The sequence below is a fragment of the Legionella sp. MW5194 genome, assembly GCF_016864235.1.
Lineage (GTDB): Bacteria > Pseudomonadota > Gammaproteobacteria > Legionellales > Legionellaceae > Legionella_C.
In genome coordinates, this window is record NZ_CP045732.1 from 2,696,484 (window position 1) to 2,719,504 (window position 23,021).

A 23,021-nucleotide genomic window follows, 5' to 3' on the forward strand; every position below is an offset into this window, starting at 1 on the left:
CCTTGTGGTATCAATTGCACATTGAAATTTGTCGGCCAGACGAAGCCGAAGCCCTAAGCGATGCGCTGGAGGGCTTGGGCGCTGTATCCGTTACCTTGACTGACAGGCACGACAGCCCGGTCCTTGAACCCGAACCGGGCACCACACCGCTCTGGCCGGACATTGTTATTCAGGCTTTGTACACGGAGGAAGAGGCGGCTGCCCAGGCGATTAAAACCCTCTCGCCCAACTACCCGCACCTGCGCTTTAACCTTGACACCCTGCCTGAAAAAGACTGGGAGCGGGTGTGGATGGATGATTTCAAGCCGCAGCGGTTTGGCGAGCGTCTGTGGATTTGCCCGTCATGGCTTGAACCGCCGCAACCGGATGCCGTTAATCTGATTCTGGATCCCGGCCTTGCCTTTGGCACCGGCACCCATCCCACCACCTCGCTTTGTTTAGGTTGGCTCGATGCAGCCGATTTAACCCGGAAATCAGTGATTGATTACGGCTGCGGCTCAGGCATTTTAGCCTTGGCAGCCCTTAAACTGGGTGCCGCGTCTGTTCAGGCCGTTGACATTGATGAACAGGCACTCCTTGCAACGCGAAATAATGCCGACACCAATCAAATGGCCTCCATGCCTCTGTTTATCGGTTTTCCCGATTCCTTAAAACCCGGGGCGGATCTGCTCATTGCCAATATTCTGCTTGCGCCGTTGCTGACCTTGAAAGACCGTTTTAAAGCGTTGCTTACGCCGGGAGGGCAATTGGTCGTTTCCGGTCTTCTTTTAGAGCAGACATCGCAATTACTGCAACACTATGACGATGACTTTATCCACGAAGGCAGTCATACGCTGGATGGATGGTCTTTATTGATTTTTAAACGCCGTTGATTTTCTGGAGGATGCGTGACTGAATTGCCTTTTACTCCCCGTCGGGCGTTGTTAAGCGTGTCTGACAAACGCGGTCTCGTTGAACTGGGGCGGTGCTTAATCCAGCATGGCATCGAAATCATCGCGACCGGTAATACCGCTGCCTCCTTAAGGACAGCGGGCATTGCTGTCACGGAGGTCAGTGAACGCACCGGTTTCCCGGAAATCATGGACGGCCGTGTCAAAACCCTGCACCCCGCCATTCACGCCGCTATACTGGCGCGAGGCGGACAGGATCGCGCCGTTCTGGAGGCGCAGGGCATTACCCCCATTGATCTGGTGATCGTTAATCTGTACCCCTTTGAACAGACCGTCAGTCAAGCGTATTGCACTTTTGATGATGCCATCGCCAACATCGACATTGGCGGCCCAACCATGATTCGTGCCGCGGCCAAAAATCATGAACATGTCGCCGTTATCGTGTCGCCTGAAGAGTATCCCGCGCTTGAACAGTATCTCCGCCTTAAAAAAATGCCTGCCGAGTGGCGCCTGACACTGGCTAAAAAGGCCTTTGCCCATACTGCCGCCTATGACGCAGCCATCAGTAATTATCTGAACAGTCTGGATGATGCGAAAAAAACAGCGCCCTTCCCTGCGGTTTTCAGTACCCAGTTTCAGCGATGTTATGATTTGCGCTACGGCGAAAACCCCCATCAGCAGGCCGCGTTTTATGCCAGCAGGCAATCTGCCGGCGATTCGTTGGCAAACGCGAAGCTCCTGCAGGGCAAACCCCTGTCTTACAACAACCTTCTTGATGCGGATGCCGCTTTGGAGTGCGTTAAAGCCCTGGATAAAAATACCCCCGCCTGCGTGATTGTCAAGCACGGGAACCCCTGTGGCATCGCGGCCAGAGACACGTTAATCATGGCTTATCAGCGCGCGTTTGAAACCGATCCGACGTCAAGCTTTGGTGGCATTTTGGCCTTTAATTACCCGGTGGATGAAGAAACAGCACACCGCATTATTGACAATCAATTTGCCGAAGTTCTCATTGCGCCGGCATTCAGTGAACAGGCACAGAATGTTCTGCTGACCAAACCCAATGTCAGGGTGCTCGCGACCGGCCAATTCAGTGATCATCCTCAACCTGAATTCAGCCTGCGTTCGATCAGCGGGGGCCTGCTCATGCAAGACAGTGATCACCGTTTTACCAGCCCGGACGAATTGAAAACAGTGAGCAATCGACAACCGACACCAGAAGAGTTGAAGGATCTACTGTTTGCCTGGCAGGCAGTGAAATACGTGAAATCCAACGCCATTGTTTTTGCCAAAGAGCAGGCCACCGTCGGCATTGGCGCCGGTCAAACCAGTCGGGTGATGAGTACGCGCATCGCTGCCTGGCAAGCGGAACAAGCGGGTTTTTCCCTTCAGGGAGCGGTTATGGCTTCCGATGCCTTCATTCCTTTTGCCGACTCCATTGCGATTGCCGCCAAAGCCGGTATTTCTGCTATCATCCAGCCCGGTGGTTCGCTGCGTGATCAACAGGTGATCGATGCCGCCAACGCGGCCAATCTGACGATGATTTTCACCGGAATCCGCCATTTCAGGCATTAATTCATCGCTTCAATCCATCAACCCATCGGCAGTAACAAAAAAGTTGCTGCGTCCTCCTTTTTTTTTTGTTATTAATGGAGAGGACAAACCCTAATTAAATGGAGATTAAGATGGGCTTTACATTACCAAAACACCTGAAAGACTTACTGAAGCAACTCAATAGCCTGGCTGACGATTACAAAGAAAACCGCAAACGAAAAGACGAAGAACGCTACTTTAGCCTGTTTCGGGCGTCCACCAAAAACCCGGAAAGAGAGCAGGATGCGGTCTTTATTGAAAATCTGGCCAGCTGGGTAGAAGCCAATAAACTGTCTTATGACACACTCGATCTTCGCTATGAGAATGCGGATTATGCTCAATTTGTTGTTCCTTTCTTAAAAAGAGCCTTGTCCGGTATGCTGATGATTGAATTGATTAAAATTTATGGCCCTCATGGTGAAAAATCAACAAACAGCGCATTGGGTGAACTTTTATTGGAGCAATTCGGTATCAAAAAATTCAAAGAAGCCCCCCAGGACAAAATCATCGAGTGCATTGAAGAATTAGAGAGGCTTATTGATGTGATTAATGAAACGACAACAGCCGATTGGATTAACACCAATTACCGCGACGTCAAACTGGCCATTGCTACAGCACTTAAGGGTTATGAAGCCGAACGAAAGCTTGAGCTCAGCTAAATAACCCCTTTCGCTCTCGTCGTTGATCACGAGGAGAGCACCCTTTTGCTCTAATTATTGCTTAATTGCTTTATTTTTTACTATTGCTATACTTTGCTGCCTTTATTGGGAGCAATTTGCATGGTAAATAAAGAATTTGAGCAATTAATTTCGCAATTCAGCACATTTTGGAACGAGAACATCGTCACGGCTTACATTCAAATCAAAACCCGCCTACTGCAGGGTATGCTGGGTGATACGTCCAATCGTTTATTCAATTGCATTCATCATTATTCCAACCTGATTACCCTGTTTGTCGAGGAATTGGAAGCCACGTTTGCAAAACACACACTGACCAATCGACAGAGAATCGAACTTCAGCAGTACATTGAAGAGTGCTACCAAACGCGCACGGCAGACAACCTGGAGCTTAAACGAATTGAATCGGCTCTGCGAAAAGGGCAACTGCTACCCCTTCCTACGTTTGAAGAGCAAAGCCTCAGCGGACAGATTTTTCCTGATAAGTCCATTTATCTCGAGGTGAATTTCGACGAAAGCGACGACAAAACCGCCAGCTTTTCAACTTAAGCAACCCTTGCTCAGGGATGAGTGTCTGTGTTTTTGTTCATAACGCACTCTGCTCAAGCAATGTAAAATATTTTGACAATTTCATTGCGGTTTAGTCATTCATCAACTACAAATTAACATAAGTGCATCAAGAGCAGATCAATGGATAACATTAAGTTCAGCCTCGAAAACAATGCTCGTCTGTTGAAAAGCAAAGTTAGCGGGTACGCCATTCTGGGGCTTTGTATTTCTGTTATTGCCATTTTATCCGCCACTCTCGCCGTTTCGTATCAGATGACAGGGGCGATTTCCCTCGAAGGCATTATTCTCGCACAAAAAAGTAACATTGCTTTAATTATCCTTGACTTAACGCCGCTGGTGTTTATGTTCTGGGGGCAATCCTTAAGTTCGGTGATGTCCTATACTGCCGGGGCGATGGTAGTGGACCAGACCAACGAACTGCGCATGCAGACCTCTGAACTCGCCTTACGGGCACAGCACGAATCAAGCCACGACTCCCTGACTGATTTGCCAAACCGTGTGCTCTTTGTCGACAGACTGAATCAGGCCTTAAGCGCCATGCGCGGCCGCGAAGGCAAGCTGGCTGTTATTCTGATTAACATTAATAATTTTAAAGAATTAAATGCCGGCTTTGGCAGTTACAATGCCGACAGGCTGCTTAAACAATTTTCTCAACGCCTTAAATGCACCACGGATGAACCAATGACCTTAGCCCGTCTGGGCGGGGATGAATTTGCCATACTCCATCCTCACCTGGAAACTGAAAAGCACATTTATGCCGTGGTTAAAAAGTTGCAGAAAGCCTTGGCGATTAACTTTGTCCTAGACAGTGTGGCCATTGATGTCACCGCCACGGTTGGCGTGACATTTTATCCTGATCATGGCAAGGACGAAGACACCCTGATGCAGCGGGCCAATATCGCCATTTATCACGCCAAGCAGAACAACAAGGAATTTGTGGTCTATGAATCGTTTATGGAGCGGGAATGCCCGAACAAGCTGATTTTGATGAGCGAGTTGAAAAAAGCCATCGAGAGTGAACAATTATTAATCTATTTCCAACCCAAGGTCGAACTCGCCACCGGCAAAATTAAAGGCTGTGAAGCCCTGCTGCGTTGGCTGCACCCCACGTTTGGGATGATGAATGCCGAAAAATTTATTCCGGTAGCAGAACGCACCGGCTTGATTAAATCCTTAAGCCACTATGTTTTAAAGCAAGCCATCGACAGCGCCAGCAAATGGCGAAAAAATGGCGTGGACATTGAGTTATCGATTAATCTGTCCGCCATTGACGTCATCGACATCGAACTGCCTTACACACTGGAGAGTCTGCTCAGTATTTATGAATTTCCCGCCAATCTCCTGAAAGTGGAGTTGATTGAAAGTTTTTATTTAACCGACAGAACCCGTGCCATCGAAGTCATTAACCGCCTGGCATCCCTGGGTATTAAAATTTCCATTGATGATTTCGGTACTGGATACTCGTCCTTCATTTACCTGACGGAACTGCCCATCAATGAAGTGAAAATCGATAAATCGTTCATTTTAAGCCTCAATGAAGACAGTAAAAAACGCAGTATCGTCGATGCCATGATTAAGCTTGCCGGTGCCTTGAACCTCAACGTGGTCGCGGAAGGCATTGAAACGCTGCAGCACTATACCATTCTTAAAACCATGGGTTGCAAGTACGGCCAGGGGTTTTACTTCAGTGAGGCTGTGGATGCCGACACGCTGCAATCCATTATCAAATCAGAAGCATTCCTGCCGCAGAAACCGGGAGACGTGTTAAGTGCGGCTAAAATCCACGCGCTTTCCAATTAAACCTCCCGTTTACCCTGATTGCTTTCATCCATTGATACCCGCTAAAATTCAGGCACGTTTTAATCCAGGGATGCCTATGAACCGCCTGATTCGTTTTATCACGCTTTTTTTGATTCTGCTGAACCCCTTTGCCGCATTGGCCACTGCGGATGCGCTGTCTGAAAAAATCCAATTTTCCATTTTAAAAAAGGAAGCAGAGGGTAATCATCAAACGGTCTTTTTTAAGCTCGTCAGCGAACAAACGGGAAAACCCGTGTTATTAAGCGACTTAAAAACGGTGCACACACGCCGAATCCATTTACTTATCATTGACCAGGACCTTGACGATTACAGTCATGTGCACAGCCGCCCGACAAAGGAGCCTGGCATTTATCAGTTTCGTTGGCACCCTCAAAACATCAGGGGAAACTACAATGTCTGGGCGGACATTACCCTAAAGCAAGGCAATCAGCATGCCTACCTGCTCGCTCCTCTGATGAGAAACAGCGAGAAACCGCCAGTCATTAATCGAAAACCCGTTGCAGAATCCACGGTGGAGGGATTCCACTTCGCCCTCTCGTTTGATCCGCCACAGGTGCATGCGGGTCAGGCTGCCATGGGAAAAATTGTGGTCACCGACAACCAGGGCAAACCCGTGACGTCGCTTGAACCAGTGATGGGCGCGTTTGCCCATTTGGTGGGCTTTGATGATGATTTCAAGACTGTAATTCATATTCACCCCATGGGCAAAGAACCCACCAATCCTGGCGATCGGGGTGGACCTGAGCTTGCGTTTCATCTTGAAGCGGGGAAAGCGGGGTTTATTAAATTGTTTGCCCAGGTGAAAATTAACGGGCGCGAATTGTATGTGCCTTTTGGCATCAAGGTAGAATAAGGCAGGGCTGCTTAGCCCTGCCGCGGATGAGCAGCGATTAATCCAGTAATCCCAACTCGATGACTGCATCACGCTCCTGACGCAACTCGTCGAGTGTGGCATTGAATTTACCCTGGCTGAATTCATTCATCGGCAAGCCTTCGATGACTTCCAGACGGCCATGGGTACGGCGGCAGGGATAGGAGAAAATCAAGCCTTTATCGACACCGTATTCGCCATTGGAGCTTAAGCACATGGAGAATGATTCATTGGCCGGTGTGTCATTCAACAGGTTGTTCACTCCATGAATGACGGCATTGGCAGCCGAGGCAGCAGACGACAGGCCGCGGGCTTTTAAAATGGCGGCGCCGCGTTGCTGAACCGTACTCACAAAGGTTTCTTTTAACCAGGTTTCGTCATTGATGACGCTGGCAGCCGACTTGCCATTGATTTTGGCATTGTAAAAATCAGGGTACTGGGTGGAGGAATGATTGCCCCAGATCGTCATTTCAGTGACTGCGGTAATGTCAACACCTGCCTTTTTAGCCAATTGAGTGCGGGCGCGCAACTCATCCAGGGTGGTCATGGCAAAGAACCTGTCAGCCGGAATGTCTTTCGCGCTGTTTTTGGCAATCAGGCAATTGGTGTTACAGGGATTACCTACAACAAACACACGGACATCATCAGCCGCATTGTTATTAATCGCCTGCCCCTGCTGAGTAAAAATACCGCCGTTAATTTTTAATAAATCAGAACGTTCCATGCCTTGTTTGCGCGGGACAGAACCCACTAAAAGCGCCCAGTTCACCCCACTCATGGCTTTATTCAGATCCGAGGTGCAGACAATGCCGTCCAGCAGGGGGAACGCACAGTCGTCCAATTCCATGGCGACGCCTTCCAACGCAGGTAACGCCTGTTCCAACTCCAGTAATTGCAGTTTGACTTTGGTATTGGGGCCAAACATTTGGCCGGAAGCAATGCGAAACAGCAAGGCATAACCAATCTGACCGGCGGCGCCTGTGACAGCAACGGTAACTTTATTCATTATTTTTTTCCTCATTTAACCATTTTTTAACCAATAAAAGCGCGGCAATGCTCCGAGCTTCAGAAAAATCGGGCCTCAATAACAGGTCGTCGCTGGCGCTTAGCGGCCACTCGATGACATCCAGCGGTTCCGGCTCGTCCCCTTTCAATCGGGAAGGATACAAGCCCCTGGCCAAAACCAAATCCATGCGGGCGCCAAAATAGCCGGGTGCCAGCGTCATTGATCGGATCCAGTCCACTTGCCGGGCTGCAAAGCCTGCCTCTTCCTGCAGTTCGCGGTTTGCAGCGTCAGTTACTGATTCGCCCTGCTCAATCAATCCCTTGGGGAAAGCCAGTTCGTAGCCATCGATCCCGGCGGCGTATTCACGAACGAGAAGTATAGACTCACTGGCCGTCAATGCAACCACCAGCACAGCCCCATGCCCGTGACTGCGGATACGCTCATAGACGCGTTGGGCGCCATTGGAAAAATGCAAATGCAATTGCTCAACCGTGAACAGATTGGATTTCGCAATGACCGTTTTTTTCTTACAAACCGGTTTTTCCCGCATGTCATCAACCTTAAGACCGTTCGCAACGCATCACGTTTTGTGACAAAACCGTAATCATGATACTATTGCCCATTCCAACAAGCCAGCCTGATTTCGTTTCATGTTACCCACGTCGCTGTACATTCACGTTCCCTGGTGTATCCGAAAATGCCCATATTGTGATTTTAATTCGCATAAAAGCCCGGACAGCCTGCCTGAAGACGACTACGTTCGCGCCTTAATCAACGATTTAAAGGTGGACATCGCAAACCATCAGCGAACCCCTCTGCAAAGCATTTTCATCGGCGGTGGTACCCCAAGCCTGTTGTCTGGCCAGGCCTACGATCGCCTGCTTACGGAAGTAAACCAATTGCTCGACTTCAGCCCGGACATCGAAATTACCCTGGAAGCCAACCCCGGCACGGTGGAGCAGCAGCGCTTCAAGGCGTATCGACAGGCCGGGATTAACCGGCTGTCGCTCGGCATTCAAAGTTTCAACCCCACCGACCTTAAACGATTAGGACGTATTCACGATGACGCTCAGGCTCACCGTGCCATTGACAGCGCAAGGGCAGCGGGTTTTGACAACATGAATCTGGATATCATGCACAGCCTGCCTGAGCAAACCCTTGAGGAAGGGCTAAATGATTTACGCACGGCCATAAGCCATCAGCCGCAGCACATTTCCTGGTATCAACTCACCCTGGAACCCAACACTGTCTTTTACAAGCAACAGCCCCCCCTCCCCAGCGATGAAACCACGGCCGATCTGGAAGATGAGGGCTTTGCGATGTTAGCTGAAAACGGGTTTAAGCGTTATGAAATTTCCGCATTCAGCCAACCTGGGAAAGCATCGCACCATAATTTGAATTACTGGCTTTTCGGCGACTATTTTGGCATCGGCGCCGGCGCACATGGCAAGCTCACCACCGTGGATTATCAGGTGTTTCGCACCCGAAAATACCGTCAGCCCAAAGACTACCTGAATCCAGAGCATGCCTTTTTGGCCGCTAGCGAACGGATTGATGAGGCCTCGTTGCTGTTTGAATTCATGCTCAATGCCACCCGCCTTGAGCAAAAAATACCGCGAACGTTATTTTCGGAGAGAACCGGTCTCTCTGACGACGGCCTGACGGCCAGGCTAAAGCAGGCTGCAGCAAAGGGATTAATCGAGCTGCAGACGAACGATTGGCAGGTGACTGAACGGGGACGGCGTTATACCAATAATCTGCAGGCCTTGTTTCTTCCTGAAGACTAAGCCACTGTTTTTTCAACCCTTCACAATTGCCTGGCTTTCGCTGATAATGAGTCTTTCCTCAGCCAGGAGGTTACATGCTCAGTTTCTTTTTATTCCTGTTTGTCGTTATTGTTGCCTATTTGTGCGGCTCACTCTGCTCGGCAGTGATTGTCAGCCGCCTGTTTTCGCTGCCTGATCCACGCATGGAAGGCTCCAAAAACCCAGGCGCCACCAATGTGTTGCGATTATCAGGTAAAAAATACGCCATCATCGTGTTAATTGGCGACATGTTAAAAGGCGTACTCCCCGTGCTGCTCGCCCGTCTGCTGGATGCAGGCCCCGTGACCATGGGATTTGCCGCCTTTGCTGCGGTCATGGGCCACATGTACCCTGTTTTTTTCCAGTTTCGCGGCGGCAAGGGCGTAGCGACTGCCTTAGGCGCCCTGCTGAGCTTAAACCTCATTCTTGGGGCATTGGTGATTGTAACCTGGCTGGCCATCGCCCATTACACCCGCTACTCCTCATTAGCGTCCATCGTTTCCATCATCTTGGCCCCTTTGTATGCCGCCATGACCATGGGCAACATTGAAATCATCCCGCCGCTTTTCTTTATTACCATTTTTGTTCTTTACCAGCATCGCGATAACATCACCCGCCTCATTGACGGTGAAGAACCCAAAATACGTTTTAAAGACAAGGAGCACCCGACCGTCACTGAAGAAATTTTATCGCCGCCCCCGGGCCGCGTGATTACGGAAGACGACATTGAAGGGGAAGTCACTGCAGCGGAACTGATCGCGGAGCAGGAGAAGCCGGCATCGGACCTCCAGCCACAAGCGGCAGAGAAACGCGCCGCCAGCCCGAAAAAACAGACCCGCGTCAGTAGGGCGAAAAAACCGGCCAAAGCGGCAACGACGACTAAGACGGCAACCCAAAATCCTAAACCACGCCGCAACAGCCCAGCCAAAGACAGCAAAAAATCCTAAATTGACTCGCTTGTCAGCGGCCAGCGTGCTTTGACTTCAATCGCCTGGCTGCTGTCGTACTGATTGTTCTTTGCATGCAGGTAACCGGCAAAAGCGACCATCGCCCCGTTATCGGTACAATAGTCAGGCCGCGGAAAATAAACAGCCCCCTGCACTCCCTGCATCAACCCCCCAAGGGCAGAACGAAGCGCCTGGTTCGCGCCGACACCACCTGCCACCACCAGCCGGCGGGCCGCCGTTTTTTCCACCGCCCGCCGGCACTTGATGACCAGCGTGTCAACCACCGCCTGTTGAAAGGCATAGGCAATCCCGCGCCGGGCCGCATCGTCTTTGGCGCTGTTCTGCCAGCAGGTCAGGGCATGGGTTTTAAGGCCGCTGAAACTGAAATCAAGCCCAGGTCGGTCCGTCATCGGTCGGGGAAACGGTGCGAAAAGCGTGTGTTCGGGGGCCGAGGCCTTATCAGCCAGACCGGCCAATTGTGCCCCACCGGGATAAGGCAGGCCCATGAGTTTGGCGGTTTTGTCAAAGGCTTCACCGACGGCATCATCCAGCGTATCGCCCAAAAGGCAATAGTCTCCCAATGCCCGCGCCTCAATTAACTGGGTATGGCCGCCTGAAACCAGCAGGGCTAAAAAAGGAAACTGCAAGTCAGGGCTGTCAAGCATGGCCGCTAACAGATGGGCCTCGAGATGATGGATGGCCAAGGCCGGACGATTTAAACTGAAGGCTAAGCTCTTGGCAAAACAGGCACCGGTTAACAGGGCGCCAATTAAACCGGGGCCGGCCGTGTAGGCCACGACATCAATGGCTGCCGCCTCGATCTGCCCCTGACGCAACACGCTTTCCGTCAAGGGGATTAAATGATTCACATGATCGCGGGAAGCCAGTTCCGGCACGACCCCTCCGTATTGCTGATGAAGCGCAATCTGCGAGTGCAGGGCCTGGGCAATCAGTCCGCGCTTGCCGTCATACAGGGCTACGCCTGTTTCATCACAGGATGATTCTATTCCCAGAACTAGCATGGACACCTCAACAATCGACCAATAAGACGGGGAGTATAGCCAAAAGCCTTACTGCCTGCCAAAAACGGCTATTATACCCAAACTTTGACAAAATAAGTTCAATAAACTTGACGAACACCACAACTGGCACTAGAATTGCCAACCTATTGTTTTTAATTATACCAGAGGACTAATTAATGCCTACCGTTCGTGTGAAAGAAGGCGAAAATCCTGAATACGCACTGCGTCGTTTCAAGCGCTCCTGTGAAAAAGCAGGAATTTTAACCGAGTTACGCCGTCGTGAATTTTACGAAAAGCCCACCGCTGAGCGTAAACGCAAACAAGCAGCTGCTGTCAAACGTCACCTGAAAAAAATTTCTCGTGATACCAGTTCTCGTCGTAGTCTCAAACACAGACGTAAGTAATGATGAGCATTAAAGACCGCATAAGTAATGATTTAAAAGACGCGATGCGTGCCAGGGATAAAATGAAACTCGATGCGCTTCGCCTGATTACTGCTGCTGTCAAGCAAGTGGAAGTTGACGAACGCATTACCGTAGACGATGAGCGCATGCTGGTTATTCTTGACAAAATGGCCAAGCAGCGCAAAGAATCCATCGCCCAGTTCAACACCGCCGGACGTCATGATTTGGTCGCCCAGGAACAGTTCGAACTTGATCTCATCAGTCAGTATTTACCAGAGCCCCTCTCTGAAGATGAAGTCAATCAGCTGATTTCACAGGCCATTGTCGAAGTGAACGCTGAAAAGATGAGTGACATGGGTAAGGTAATGGCACATTTGAAGCCTCAATTGCAGGGCCGTGCCGACATGAGTAAAGTCAGCGCCTTAATCAAGACCAAATTAAGCTAACCCTTTGACATGACTGGCTTAATCCCACAGCCATTCATTGATGAACTGCTAAGCCGCACTGATCTGGTCGAGCTTATTGACGGCTATGTGCCTCTGAAAAAGCGAGGCAATAGCTACCTTGCCTGTTGCCCGTTTCATAACGAAAAAACCCCTTCCTTCAATGTCGTCGCCAAAAAGCAGTTTTATCATTGCTTTGGTTGCGGGGCCAGCGGCAATTCCATCAGTTTCGTCATGAATTACTTAAGCCAGAATTTCATTGAAGCGGTTGAAACCCTGGCGGCACGGGTCGGCATGCAGGTTCCGCGTGATAATCACGGCGAAAAAACAAAGCAATCGCTGAGCCTTTACCAATTGTTGGCCAAAGTGAGTCAGCATTATCAGCATCATCTTAAAAACACCCCGGAAGCGATCAATTACCTGCGTCAACGGGGGCTGACGGGTGAAATTGCCAAAAAATACCAGCTTGGGTTTGCACAGGCTGGCTGGCATGCGCTGGAACAACAATTCAAAGCCCAGCGCAGCGATCTGATCACCACCGGGATGTTAATCCAAAAAGACGACGGCAGTACCTATGATCGCTACCGCCAGCGCATCATGTTTCCGATCCACGATCGCCACGGCCGCATCATCGGTTTTGGCGGCCGAGCGATTGAGGCCGCACAGAAGCCAAAATACTTAAATTCACCCGAAACCATTATTTTTCAAAAAAACCGTGAGCTGTATGGGTTGCATCAGGTTCTGCAAAACAATCCCCCCCCTGACACCATTCTCATCGTCGAAGGGTACATGGATGTGATTGTTCTGGCCCAGCATGGCATTGACAATGCCGTCGCTGCCTTAGGTACCGCCACCAGCACTTACCATATTCAACTGTTAAGCAAGCATGCCCGTCAGCTCGTTTTCTGTTTTGATGGCGATGAAGCCGGCCGGCAAGCCGCCTGGCGAGCCCTGGAAAATACGCTGTCGCAACTCAATTCTGGCCTTGACGCCAGCTTTATCTTTCTCCCCGAGGGCCATGATCCGGACAGCCTGGTGCGCGAGGAAGGCAGCGACCACTTTAAGGCACGACTTCAGCAGGCCTTGCCCTTAAGCCAGTTTTTCTTTGATACGTTAATGAAAGGCATAGATTTACGACGCAGCGCAGGCAAAAGCCAATTGATTCAGAAAGTAAAGCCGTATCTGCAAACCATGACCGATGGGCCTTACAAGCAAATCCTCATTGATGAATTGGCCCGTTTGACTCACATTGAAAATCATCGCTTAATGCACATGCTTGAAGACAAGAAGGAGCAGGCGCCGCTCAGTCAAAAAACCATTACCCGCTCCCCTATTCGCTTAGCCATTGCCCTCTTGGTGCAAAATCCCGAGATTTATCAACAGGTCAAAGCGCACCTGCCCTCGGTGGTGCTGGATGGGGAAGGACAGGGCATTCTGCAGCAGTTGCTGAACCAGGTGGCCGCGTCGCCGTCGATGAATACCGCCTCATTGATTGAGCTTTGGCGGGGAACTGATTTTTTTGATTCGCTAAACCGGCTGGCGGGATGGGATCATCAGGTGCCGCAGGAAGCCCTCTCACGCGAATTTATTGATATACTACAATTTTTACATAAGCAAAATTTCGAAAATAAAATTGCCCAATACATTGCAAAATCACGAAAAGAGGGCTTAACTGTTTCTGAAAAGCTAGTGTTGCAAACCATGTTAAAAGAACGCCATCAGCCAGTGCGTGATAAAAAATAACACATGATTGACTAGCCTAATTATGATGGCGGGTTTATAATCTTAAACCTTTTTTGCAGATCTTAAATCAAGCATAAGTAGACCTATGAACGATCAAGAACAACAGCGCTCGCAAATTACCAGAGTGATCAGCTTGGGTAAGGAGCAGAATTACCTGACCTATGCCCAGATTAACGACTTGTTACCCAACATTGTCGATACCGAACACTTTGATGTCATCATCAGCATGCTGGAAGGGATGAATATTAAGGTCTTTGAACTGCCTCCCAGCGAAGACGAGCTGGCGCTGCTGGGTAATACCGAAGAAGCACCGGAAGACGTGGAAGAAGCCGCTGCCGTTCTTGCCTCGGTCGATCAGGAAACGGGACGCACAACAGACCCTGTCCGCATGTACATGCGCGAAATGGGAACGGTCGAACTGTTGACCCGCGAGGGTGAAATCCGCATTGCCAAACGCATTGAAGAAGGCATTTATCAGGTTCTTAAATCCCTGGCTCATTACCCTGAAACCGTGCAACTGGTTCTTGAAGACTATGATCGTGTCCAGGTTGAAGAAATGCGCTTAAGTGAAATCATCAGTGGTTTCGCCGATCTGGAAGAAGAGGCCCCCGCCTCCAGCATTGGCTCGATGCTCGATGAATCCCAACAGGATGCCATGCTTGAAGAAGCCGTGGATGTGGACCTGGATGAAGAAAGCGAAGACGGCGAAGGCGGTCTTGGCGAAGGCGATGACGGCCCCAATCCGGAACAGGCAAAGCTCTATTTTGACGACTTACGCAACTGTTATGATACCGCCATGGACAGCCTGCGGGCCAAGGGCCGAACCAATGCCAAAACCCTTGAGCACCTGGAAGCCATGTCCGAGTCTTTTCTGAAGCTGAAATTGACATCGCGTCAGGTCGACAAATTAACCCGCCATTTCCGTCAATTGCGCAATCACATCCGTGAATTTGAGCGCACGATCATGCGCCTTTGCATCGAGAAAGCACGCATTCCCCGCAAACTGTTCATTGATACCTTCCCCGGTCAGGAAACGGACATGAACTGGCTGGATGATTTAATCAGCAAACAAGGCAAAAAACTCGATATGACCCGTATTGAAGAAAATGCGGAAGAAATTAAACGCCTGCAAGCCAAACTGGCTTCGTTTGAAGAAGAGTACGGTCTTAGTATCAGTGAAATCAAGGACATTAACAAAAAGATGTCCATTGGCGAAGCCAAAGCCCGCCGCGCCAAGAAGGAAATGGTTGAAGCCAACCTGCGTCTGGTGATTTCCATTGCCAAGAAGTACACCAACCGCGGTTTGCAATTCCTGGATTTAATTCAGGAAGGGAACATCGGTTTGATGAAAGCCGTGGATAAATTTGAATACCGCCGCGGTTACAAGTTCTCAACCTACGCCACCTGGTGGATTCGTCAGGCCATTACCCGCTCGATTGCCGACCAGGCACGCACCATCCGTATTCCGGTGCACATGATTGAGACCATCAACAAGTTAAACCGCATTTCCCGCCAGATTTTGCAGGAAACCGGCCGCGAAGCCACGCCTGAGGAATTGGCGGTCAAAATGGACTTGAGCGAAGACAAGGTGAGAAAGGTTCTAAAAATTGCCAAAGAACCCATCTCCATGGAAACGCCGGTGGGTGACGATGAAGATTCGCATTTGGGCGATTTCATCGAAGACAACAACATTGTCTCCCCGCTCGAAAAAGCCACCGCCGACGGCTTACGTGAAGCGACACTGGAAATTTTAGAAACCTTAACCCCGCGTGAAGCCAAGGTTCTGCGCATGCGTTTCGGTATCGAAATGAACACCGACCACACCCTGGAAGAAGTCGGTAAACAATTCGACGTCACCCGCGAGCGTATCCGCCAAATCGAAGCCAAAGCCCTACGCAAGCTCCGCCACCCTTCCCGCTCGGAAAAACTCCGCAGCTTCCTGGAAGGCGACGACGCCTAAGCCTTACGCCCCCGCCCAAAGCGCGGGGGCAACCGCGTTAAAGTGAAATTGTTCTAGCGTATTTCCCACGAAGCGTTTACAATTTCCACTCCCCCGCGGGCCCATAGCTCAGTTGGTTAGAGCAGCGGACTCATAATCCGTTGGTCCTAGGTTCAAGTCCTAGTGGGCCCACCAATTAAAGTCATATAAATCAACAAGTTACACTTGATACCTTAAACTCCTAGAAACCCGCTTCGGGACTTCTTCGGGAGCTGTGTGCAAAATCTAAAGTGAAATTGCACTTACACCACCATTTGCTACCTTCCTGGTTTTAAAATTTGTGTTCCGCAAAGTCAAAACCACCCCACTCTTTTGCTTCTCACAAACTCTATTGGCTGCCTCAAATAGGTTCTGTAACTCAGCCGATGAATAGCGCGTAGTGATTCGTCCAGAACGATGTCCTAACAAATCCTGCCTGTCTTCAAAACTTACCCCAGCAGCACGTAACCGACGGCCAAAGATATGCTTTAAATCATGCACCCGCACATGTGGTAATTCTGCTTTAACTCTGGCATTTCGCCAACCCGTTGATAAAATCCGGGCTAAAGGTCTGCCTTTAAAGCTAAACACATGCGTTGGATGCTTCCCACGCTCACTATTCACAACTGATCTGGCTGTATCATTACAAACAACCAGTCGTTCTTCACCATTTTTAACCAACTCAGCTGGTATTATTATGAAGGATTCGGGGGTCTTTCCCAATTACGGGGGCACTCAATCATCAGCATAGTACTCTAACCCTTGTTCTATAATTTTCAAAGTTTTTAAAACCATAAGCACGACGTTGAATCAGTTTCATCTTCCGATGAAAGCCTTCAGTGATACCATTTGATTTACTAAATCGCCACATACAAACAACTTCTTCTTTCCAGTTATCGAGCGTTTTACCTAGAGCTGCTAGAGGTTTAAAGGGGCTTTGCTTCAGTTCGTCGAGCATTTCCAAAAAGCGAGGGATTAACTGACGTGCTCGGTTCTTGGTAAGCATTTTTTTCATGAGTATATTGTGTAACTGTTGTTGGAATTGATAGACGGCTTCAATAGCTGGATTGTCTGCCAGGAAAGCATCGCGCTTGGCTTTTTTTAAGGGTGTTAATCGTTCAGGCTTGGTTCTTAAGAGCGCCATGATGCCGCGATTGCTTTTGACGTTGCTTGCAAGTTCCCTATAAGTCATCATGCATTGGTGTTGCATTAAGCGAATGACATGGAATCGGTCAGCGACTATTTTGGCGTTGGGGAAATGCTTTTTAACGATGGAACGATAGGTAGTGCTTAAATCGATGCAGACGACTCTAACCCGCTCTTTACCCGGTAAAGCAGCGAGGTAAGCGGCCAGGTCGGTTTCACTTCGCCCTTTGACGATATCAAATACTTTATTCTTTCTTAAGTTACAGAGTGTTGTAACGAATCCTTGTTTTCGGTTAAAGAAATGTTCATCAATTCCTAAAACGGATGGGCAGTATGCATTGGTCCGCTCCTTATCTTGTTCTTTATAGTGGCGTTGATACCATCGTTCAATGGTTGCCTTACCCTTCTTAAATAGACTGGCTAACTCGCTTTGAGAAATCCCCGAGGTATGTTTATGAAAAACAGCGGCTTGTAGACGCCAAGTGGAACGTTGATACTTATTAATACCAGGAAATTGCTGGTTGCCATAACGATGACAACGATTGCAATAAAGCTTATAGGCTTTGAATTGTAAGAGACTGCGTCTGTGACCTACTAGTTCGTGATGAACAGTACGAATGTAGGAATCTTTCTTGCGCACTTCTTTACTTTGACAATGGCCACATCTTGGTAATCGGTTGTAAGAAAGTTCCAATATCAAAGGTTGATAACCCCGTACTTTTTTTATGGAAAAGCCAGGTAAATTTAAGATAAGATCATGTTTCGGCACTTTAATCTCCATTTCGATCGCTAAATCAATGGGTTAGTTTAAACTAACTTGATTAAAGTGCCCCCTTAAATGAGAAAGAGCCGGATTCGGCAGCATCAAAATTCATGAGTATGAGTCAATAAGTAACATTGTAGAATATGCTTCATTTATTCAAGAACACGGAGAATTAGGATTAGCCCTACTCTGTGATTACTAGGTAGATGATGCACAAATCATGTTGGAGGATCAATACCAAGGTTGTTATGATTCAGAAGTTGATTTTGCCAGGCAGTTATTTAATGACTGCTATACCCATCAAATGCCGGATAGTTTGACCTGCTATTTTGATTTTGAGGCTTTTGCTCGGGATCTTTTTATAAATGATTACTGTTTGGTCAAATCTGAAAATTCAATGCATATTTTTTCAACCTTTTAGCCCCATAATATGGGGCACCTATCTAAAGACCACTAAAATAAAAAAGATTTCCAGTTAAATAATTGTATCCATTGGCGTTGAAAAAACAAACTTTGACTATACATTGTAAAGATCACAGCAGATTAATAATCTCTCTCATCAAGGAGGTGGTGATCCTCTCCCAAAAACAGAGCCGTCAAAAACTAGAAAAAATTGACATCCGAGATTTTCTGCCTAAACTGATTTGGGGTCAAATTGTTCAGGGAGGAATGGGGCCGAAAATCGTTGTAATCTTGACGCCATTCCTCAATTTTTCTTTTAGCATCTTCCAGAGAAAGAAACCAGTGGCTGTTCAGGCATTCATCCCTAAAACTGCCATTAAATGACTCAATAAACGCGTTATCTGTTGGTTTTCCGGGCCTTGAGAAATCCAAAGTTACATTATTCTGATAAGCCCATTTGTCTAATATCTTTGAAATAAACTCAGGGCCATTATCAATCCGGATGCTTTTTGGTAGCCTGTTATCAAGGACTCTGAGCTCCTCAAGAACATTCACAACTTCCTCACCCCGAATAGTCGGCCCTACATGAATAGCCATGCATTCCCGACTAAAATTATCGACTATAGTTAAAGCCCGTATTCTCCTCCCATTAAACAGATTGTCAGAAACAAAGTCCATGCTCCAGCATTCGTTTAAAGTGGACGCCATTAATCGTTCTTCTCTGTGCGCACCAGCAACATGACGGCGCGGACGCTTTCTGCGAAGATTAAGACCTTCCTCACAATAAATGCGGTGAACTTTTTTGTGATTAATAACCCATCCTTCCCGCCTTAATAAAACATGAATGCGTTGATAACCATAACGTACCCGTGTGTGGGCTATCTCACGTATACGGTGTCTTACTGCTGTATCTTCGCCACGACATGAACGGTACTGATATACACTACGGCTTAACATTAGAACGTCACAACTTCTGCGGATGCTTATCCGGTAACTGTCCTGAAGGGCTAATGCCAACGCTCGCTTTTTCCGTGGCTTTAAAGCTTTTTTGACAGAACATCCTGCAACATCTGCTTATCAAGACTTAGGTCAGCAACCAACTGCTTAAGACGCTTGTTTTCATCTTCCAGCTGACGAAGTTTCCTGAGTTCCGATGCACCAAGCCCACCATATTTTTTCTTCCATATGTAAAATGTCGCCTCGCTTATTCCCAGCTTTCGGCATACCTCTGAAACACTCGTTCCCAGTTCCGCCTGCTTCAACCCAAACAGAATTTGTTCTTCTGTAAATTTGCTTCTTTTCATGATGGCTTATACCTTTTTTGCTTGTTGATATTTTGCCAGATTTCTCCAGTTTAGGGTGGATCTATTTTCAGGGAGGAGATCAGAGCGATGGATAGAATATCATAACCTGGATCTAGCCTGGGGGTAGGGCGCAGGCCGTATCCCAGGCTACCTGCTATAAACTACTTCCATTTTACGGTGCAGGAATAATTTTTCCAGCATAATTCAGCGGTCGTGCCTGCTGTTATTGAAGTCACTCCACCAGGGGTACCCGTATAAATGACATCACCTGCTTTCAAGGGAAAAAATTGGCTGATATAAACCAGTAAATCGTGCGGATGCATCATCATGTCTGTCCCTTTGGCGCATTGCCTGAGGGTTCCATCCAGGCGTAATTGGAATTCAGCACTCAGATAGTCATTAAAGTGTTGATAAGGAATCCAGGGACCAACAATAGCCGCATCCTTGAACACTTTGGATGTAGTCCATGGATGCCCTTGTCTCTTAAGCTGCGTTTGGCGAGATCTTAACGTCATGTCAAGACCAAGAGTGACATCCGCAATAGCGTTCCTTGCTTCTTCAACTGTCATTTGATAGCCATCCTGAGCGAGACGAAGTACAATTTCGCACTCTGGCTGCACCTCCGTGTCTTCATGAGGGAAATCAACCTCGACTTGCTCCCCCCAACCAGGAATTTGTCTAAGAACACTCGGCGGTTTTAAAAAAATTACCGGCTTTTCTGGTACTTCATCTCCCAGCTCTTTGGCATGGGCAAGATAATTTTTTCCTACACAGATTATTTTATCAAAAGACATCATTTATCCTTTACCATGAAAATTGAATAAGCCATTTTTAGCTGTGGCTCCCTTTGGAGGCTTGATTTACTTTAGTGATGCAATTAAGTAAATTAATCAGGTCATGATTTAATTCCACACGACTATACCAGGGAGGGTATATGAAATTAAAGGCGGCTGTATCCATCGCTTTGTTTTTGGCTTGTCATTTGGCCTCTGCTCAACTAATCCGAATTGAGGACACGCTGAATTCATCCCCCAATGCCTGGGAAATCACATTGGAAAAAGGGGAGCTGCTATTGGTTAACGGTACAAAAAGCAATCTCCTGATTCACGTTCAAATTAACCAGGGCGTGATTGGTCTCATCAGTAAAAACAATGCCCTTTCAAACTGCCTGGTTGATCTCGATGCTGAATCGCACGCTGAAATCGGTTTATGTGAACTTGAGCCGAATGCGGCGTTGGAATTTGATTTGGATTTTGTCTGGGCAAGCTCGCATTATCCCAAGCCGGCAACGGGTTTTTACACCGTGCAGCGAAGTTAGCCAATAGCACCAGTCAGCCTAGGTGTGGAGGCTGCCCTCCTCCACACCAGGCTAACTTAAGTGAATGCATTTTCCCATCTTCCAGCGATTTATAATTTAATGCCTCGTAATCGCAGCGCATTACCAATCACGGAGACAGAAGAAAGGGCCATGGCTGCTGCGGCAACCATTGGACTTAAAAGCAAACCGGTTAAGGGATAGAGGATACCGGCTGCCAATGGCACACCTAACAGGTTATAAATAAAAGCAAAGAACAAATTTTGCCGAATATTACGCATCGTCGCTTCGGATAAACGACGCGCCTTCGCAATACCCCGCAAATCACCTCGTAATAAGGTTATGCCCGCACTCTCGATGGCCACATCAGTACCGGTTCCCATGGCGATACCGATGTCGGCTTTTGCAAGCGCTGGAGCATCATTGACCCCATCCCCTGCCATGGCAACCACGAGGCCTCGGGCTTTCAACTCACCGACGATGCGGCTCTTCTCGTCAGGCATAATTTCCGCCACCACTTTCTTTATACCCAGTTTAGCGGCTACTGCCTCGGCCGTTTTGTTGCTGTCCCCGGTGAGCATGACAATGTCGATGCCGCGTTGTTGAAGATCATGAATAGCCTCAGGCGTAGTCGACTTGATGGGATCTTCCACCACTAAAAGCGCTACCGTGTTATTGTCCACTGCCATGAACATCACCGAAGCGCCCTGGGCACGCAGCTCATCCGCTTTTTCAAACAAGGAAGCATTGTCACTCCCGTGCTCCTGCATTAATTTAACATTTCCTATGGCTACACGGTGATTGCCCACCTGACCAGTAACGCCTTTGCCAGCAGGTGCATCAAAGCCTGCCACCGTTGCAAGAGGCAACCGCTTTTCTCTGGCGGCCTTCACAATGGCATTGGCCAATGGATGTTCACTTTGCTGTTCAAGAGCGGCTGCCAATGCTAATATCTTATCCTCTTCAAATCCGCCATCGGTGACCATGCGCGCTAGTTCCGGGCGTCCTTCGGTCAGCGTCCCTGTTTTATCAAGTACCAGTGTATTGACCTTTTCCATACGTTCGAGGCTTTCGGCATTTTTGATTAATACGCCGCTTTGCGCCCCTTTGCCAACCCCCACCATGATGGACATCGGCGTTGCCAAGCCTAAAGCACAGGGACAGGCGATGATCAGTACTGAGACAGCGGCAATTAACCCATAACCAAGCGAGGGTTGCGGCCCAACCAAAGCCCACACAATAAAAGACAGTGCTGCAATCAGCATCACGGCAGGAACAAACCACACTGAAACCGTATCGGCCAATCGTTGAATCGGTGCGCGGCTTCGCTGCGCCTCACTCACCATCTGCACGATGCGCGCCAGCAGGGTATCGCTGCCCACGTGCAGTGCTTTCATGACAAAACTGCCGGTCTGATTGATTGTCGCACCAATGACTTTTGATCCAGCCTCCTTAACAACAGGAATGGGTTCGCCGGTGACCATGGATTCATCCACAAGGCTTCGTCCATTAAACACCTCCCCATCCACGGGTATTTTTTCTCCCGGACGGACACGAAGCCTGTCACCGATTTTCACCTGATCGAGTGATACCTCTTCTTCACCGCCTTCATCGTCCAACCGGTGTGCGCTTTCAGGGGCCAGTTTCAATAAGGCCCGGATAGCACTCCCCGTTCGCTCCCGTGCTTTTAGTTCCAGAACCTGCCCCAACAGTACAAGCGTAGTAATGACGGCGGCGGCTTCAAAATAGACTGCGACCACCCCGCCATGACCTCGAAACGCAGGGGGAAATAATTGAGGCCAGACAGTGGCCACCACGCTATAAACCCAGGCCACCCCAATGCCCATGCTGATGAGAGTAAACATGTTCAATTGCCGTGTTCGCAAAGAGGACCAACCCCGTTCAAAAAAAGGCCACCCTCCCCACAAGACCACGGGTGTAGCCAACAGCAATTGAATCCAGTTGGACGCTGCGGCAGGAATAAACGGTTTAAACCCATGGCCAACCATCGCCAACAACACCACAGGCAAAGTCAAAATGGCCGCTATCCAAAAGCGACGCGTCATGTCCAGGTACTCAGGATTTACTTCGTTGACACTGACCGTTTCCGGCTCTAATGCCATGCCACAAACAGGGCAAACTCCAGGACTGGACTGACGAATTTCCGGATGCATGGGGCAGGTGTAGATGACTGCGTACCCCGGTTGGGTGCCAGCGTCATGCAGCCTGGTTGCTTTTTGTTCGTGGTGACAACACGTGTGCGCTTTGCCCTCAGCATCGTGTCCCTGGTGGTGATGCTCCTGCGTCATTGCCCGTCCTCC

General features: G+C 48.8%; 20 protein-coding genes, 1 tRNA gene and 2 pseudogenes. 15 read left to right on the plus strand and 8 right to left on the minus strand.

All coding sequences use genetic code 11. The features are described from left to right. The first annotated feature begins 2 nt into the window (after window positions 1-2). From prmA to GH742_RS12415, 6 genes are all read left to right on the plus strand, one after another. Window positions 3-872, plus strand: a complete 870-nt coding sequence (prmA, locus tag GH742_RS12390) for a 50S ribosomal protein L11 methyltransferase (RefSeq protein ID WP_203455227.1) — start codon at window positions 3-5, stop codon at window positions 870-872. A 15-nt stretch (window positions 873-887) separates the two neighbouring features. After that, window positions 888-2,465 (plus strand): bifunctional phosphoribosylaminoimidazolecarboxamide formyltransferase/IMP cyclohydrolase, encoded by a 1,578-nt coding sequence (purH, locus tag GH742_RS12395; RefSeq protein ID WP_203455228.1) that lies wholly within the window; start codon window positions 888-890, stop codon window positions 2,463-2,465. A 110-nt stretch (window positions 2,466-2,575) separates the two neighbouring features. Continuing rightward, window positions 2,576-3,142, plus strand: coding sequence for a hypothetical protein (locus tag GH742_RS12400; protein ID WP_203455229.1), 567 nt, complete (start codon window positions 2,576-2,578; stop codon window positions 3,140-3,142). Between the two features lie 120 nt (window positions 3,143-3,262). Then, window positions 3,263-3,709: a hypothetical protein gene (locus GH742_RS12405; protein ID WP_203455230.1), complete on the plus strand. Its 447-nt coding sequence runs from the start codon at window positions 3,263-3,265 to the stop codon at window positions 3,707-3,709. Between the two features lie 141 nt (window positions 3,710-3,850). Continuing rightward, window positions 3,851-5,530 (plus strand): bifunctional diguanylate cyclase/phosphodiesterase, encoded by a 1,680-nt coding sequence (locus GH742_RS12410; RefSeq protein ID WP_203455231.1) that lies wholly within the window; start codon window positions 3,851-3,853, stop codon window positions 5,528-5,530. Window positions 5,531-5,606: 76 nt separating this feature from the next. Then, on the plus strand, window positions 5,607-6,404 hold the full coding sequence (locus GH742_RS12415; protein ID WP_239005214.1) for a hypothetical protein: 798 nt from the start codon (window positions 5,607-5,609) through the stop codon (window positions 6,402-6,404). A gap of 37 nt (window positions 6,405-6,441) precedes the next feature. Here the strand turns inward: GH742_RS12415 and GH742_RS12420 are convergent, their stop codons facing one another. Continuing rightward, window positions 6,442-7,431: a malate dehydrogenase gene (locus GH742_RS12420; protein WP_203456943.1), complete on the minus strand. Its 990-nt coding sequence runs from the start codon at window positions 7,429-7,431 to the stop codon at window positions 6,442-6,444. Continuing rightward, on the minus strand, window positions 7,421-7,978 hold the full coding sequence (gene nudE / locus GH742_RS12425; RefSeq protein ID WP_203455232.1) for an ADP compounds hydrolase NudE: 558 nt from the start codon (window positions 7,976-7,978) through the stop codon (window positions 7,421-7,423). The genes GH742_RS12420 and nudE overlap by 11 nt, the downstream gene beginning before the upstream one ends. 100 nt (window positions 7,979-8,078) lie before the next feature. Here nudE and hemW point away from each other — a divergent pair, with 100 nt between their 5' ends. Together hemW and plsY are read left to right on the plus strand one after the other, a co-directional pair. Beyond that, entirely contained in the window at window positions 8,079-9,215 is a 1,137-nt protein-coding gene (gene hemW, locus GH742_RS12430) for a radical SAM family heme chaperone HemW (RefSeq protein ID WP_203455233.1), read from the plus strand. Window positions 9,216-9,289: 74 nt separating this feature from the next. Next, window positions 9,290-10,180 (plus strand): glycerol-3-phosphate 1-O-acyltransferase PlsY, encoded by an 891-nt coding sequence (gene plsY / locus GH742_RS12435; RefSeq protein WP_203455234.1) that lies wholly within the window; start codon window positions 9,290-9,292, stop codon window positions 10,178-10,180. Here plsY and tsaD read toward each other — a convergent pair. Beyond that, window positions 10,177-11,202, minus strand: coding sequence for a tRNA (adenosine(37)-N6)-threonylcarbamoyltransferase complex transferase subunit TsaD (gene tsaD, locus GH742_RS12440; protein ID WP_203455235.1), 1,026 nt, complete (start codon window positions 11,200-11,202; stop codon window positions 10,177-10,179). The genes plsY and tsaD overlap by 4 nt on opposite strands. Window positions 11,203-11,378: 176 nt before the next feature. Here tsaD and rpsU point away from each other — a divergent pair, with 176 nt between their 5' ends. The 5 genes from rpsU to GH742_RS12465 all read left to right on the plus strand — a co-directional run bounded on the left by rpsU (window position 11,379) and on the right by GH742_RS12465 (window position 15,926). Further along, window positions 11,379-11,606 (plus strand): 30S ribosomal protein S21, encoded by a 228-nt coding sequence (rpsU, locus tag GH742_RS12445; protein ID WP_058496738.1) that lies wholly within the window; start codon window positions 11,379-11,381, stop codon window positions 11,604-11,606. Between the two features lie 2 nt (window positions 11,607-11,608). Beyond that, a complete protein-coding gene (locus GH742_RS12450) occupies window positions 11,609-12,052 on the plus strand; it encodes a GatB/YqeY domain-containing protein (RefSeq protein ID WP_058531540.1) in 444 nt (147 codons plus the stop codon). Between the two features lie 9 nt (window positions 12,053-12,061). After that, complete coding sequence (dnaG, locus tag GH742_RS12455; protein ID WP_203455236.1) at window positions 12,062-13,792, plus strand: DNA primase; 1,731 nt, start codon at window positions 12,062-12,064, stop codon at window positions 13,790-13,792. A gap of 85 nt (window positions 13,793-13,877) precedes the next feature. Next, window positions 13,878-15,752, plus strand: a complete 1,875-nt coding sequence (gene rpoD / locus GH742_RS12460) for an RNA polymerase sigma factor RpoD (protein WP_203455237.1) — start codon at window positions 13,878-13,880, stop codon at window positions 15,750-15,752. A gap of 97 nt (window positions 15,753-15,849) precedes the next feature. Further along, window positions 15,850-15,926 (plus strand) — tRNA-Ile (locus tag GH742_RS12465). A gap of 90 nt (window positions 15,927-16,016) precedes the next feature. On the opposite strand, the pseudogene GH742_RS12470 reads toward GH742_RS12465, so the two are convergent. Both GH742_RS12470 and GH742_RS12475 read right to left on the minus strand, forming a co-directional pair. Continuing rightward, window positions 16,017-16,466, minus strand: a pseudogene (locus tag GH742_RS12470) (tyrosine-type recombinase/integrase); the annotation flags it as partial. 46 nt (window positions 16,467-16,512) lie between these two features. Next, window positions 16,513-17,685 carry an ISL3 family transposase gene (locus tag GH742_RS12475; RefSeq protein ID WP_203456831.1) on the minus strand — a complete coding sequence of 391 codons (1,173 nt, stop codon included), beginning with the start codon at window positions 17,683-17,685 and terminating at the stop codon, window positions 16,513-16,515. 82 nt (window positions 17,686-17,767) lie between these two features. Here GH742_RS12475 and GH742_RS12480 point away from each other — a divergent pair. After that, window positions 17,768-18,100, plus strand: a pseudogene (locus GH742_RS12480) (antirestriction protein ArdA); the annotation flags it as partial. A 182-nt stretch (window positions 18,101-18,282) separates the two neighbouring features. Here GH742_RS12480 and GH742_RS12485 read toward each other — a convergent pair. Together GH742_RS12485 and GH742_RS12490 are read right to left on the minus strand one after the other, a co-directional pair. Then, window positions 18,283-19,385, minus strand: a protein-coding gene (locus tag GH742_RS12485; protein WP_203454544.1) for an IS3 family transposase whose coding sequence is annotated in 2 segments (ribosomal slippage) — window positions 18,283-19,133 and window positions 19,133-19,385 — 1,104 coding nt in all. Because the reading frame shifts where the segments join, the coding sequence is not laid out codon by codon here. 161 nt (window positions 19,386-19,546) lie between these two features. Continuing rightward, entirely contained in the window at window positions 19,547-20,182 is a 636-nt protein-coding gene (locus tag GH742_RS12490) for a fumarylacetoacetate hydrolase family protein (protein ID WP_203455238.1), read from the minus strand. A gap of 137 nt (window positions 20,183-20,319) precedes the next feature. Here GH742_RS12490 and GH742_RS12495 point away from each other — a divergent pair, with 137 nt between their 5' ends. Beyond that, a complete protein-coding gene (locus GH742_RS12495) occupies window positions 20,320-20,703 on the plus strand; it encodes a hypothetical protein (protein WP_203455239.1) in 384 nt (127 codons plus the stop codon). Between the two features lie 89 nt (window positions 20,704-20,792). Here the strand turns inward: GH742_RS12495 and GH742_RS12500 are convergent, their stop codons facing one another. Beyond that, entirely contained in the window at window positions 20,793-23,009 is a 2,217-nt protein-coding gene (locus GH742_RS12500) for a copper-translocating P-type ATPase (protein ID WP_203455240.1), read from the minus strand. Window positions 23,010-23,021: the final 12 nt, after the last annotated feature.

Excerpts from the sequence above, each read along its gene's own strand:
- GH742_RS12495 (WP_203455239.1), top strand. The coding sequence starts at position 20,320 with ATGAAATTAAAGGCGGCTGTATCCATCGCTTTGTTTTTGGCTTGTCAT.
- rpsU (WP_058496738.1), top strand. The coding sequence starts at position 11,379 with ATGCCTACCGTTCGTGTGAAAGAAGGCGAAAATCCTGAATACGCACTG.
- plsY (WP_203455234.1), top strand. The coding sequence starts at position 9,290 with ATGCTCAGTTTCTTTTTATTCCTGTTTGTCGTTATTGTTGCCTATTTG.
- GH742_RS12490 (WP_203455238.1), bottom strand. The coding sequence starts at position 20,182 with ATGATGTCTTTTGATAAAATAATCTGTGTAGGAAAAAATTATCTTGCC.
- GH742_RS12400 (WP_203455229.1), top strand. The coding sequence starts at position 2,576 with ATGGGCTTTACATTACCAAAACACCTGAAAGACTTACTGAAGCAACTC.
- nudE (WP_203455232.1), bottom strand. The coding sequence starts at position 7,978 with ATGCGGGAAAAACCGGTTTGTAAGAAAAAAACGGTCATTGCGAAATCC.
- GH742_RS12450 (WP_058531540.1), top strand. The coding sequence starts at position 11,609 with ATGAGCATTAAAGACCGCATAAGTAATGATTTAAAAGACGCGATGCGT.
- tsaD (WP_203455235.1), bottom strand. The coding sequence starts at position 11,202 with ATGCTAGTTCTGGGAATAGAATCATCCTGTGATGAAACAGGCGTAGCC.
- GH742_RS12410 (WP_203455231.1), top strand. The coding sequence starts at position 3,851 with ATGGATAACATTAAGTTCAGCCTCGAAAACAATGCTCGTCTGTTGAAA.
- rpoD (WP_203455237.1), top strand. The coding sequence starts at position 13,878 with ATGAACGATCAAGAACAACAGCGCTCGCAAATTACCAGAGTGATCAGC.
- GH742_RS12405 (WP_203455230.1), top strand. The coding sequence starts at position 3,263 with ATGGTAAATAAAGAATTTGAGCAATTAATTTCGCAATTCAGCACATTT.
- dnaG (WP_203455236.1), top strand. The coding sequence starts at position 12,062 with ATGACTGGCTTAATCCCACAGCCATTCATTGATGAACTGCTAAGCCGC.
- GH742_RS12500 (WP_203455240.1), bottom strand. The coding sequence starts at position 23,009 with ATGACGCAGGAGCATCACCACCAGGGACACGATGCTGAGGGCAAAGCG.
- hemW (WP_203455233.1), top strand. The coding sequence starts at position 8,079 with ATGTTACCCACGTCGCTGTACATTCACGTTCCCTGGTGTATCCGAAAA.
- GH742_RS12415 (WP_239005214.1), top strand. The coding sequence starts at position 5,607 with ATGAACCGCCTGATTCGTTTTATCACGCTTTTTTTGATTCTGCTGAAC.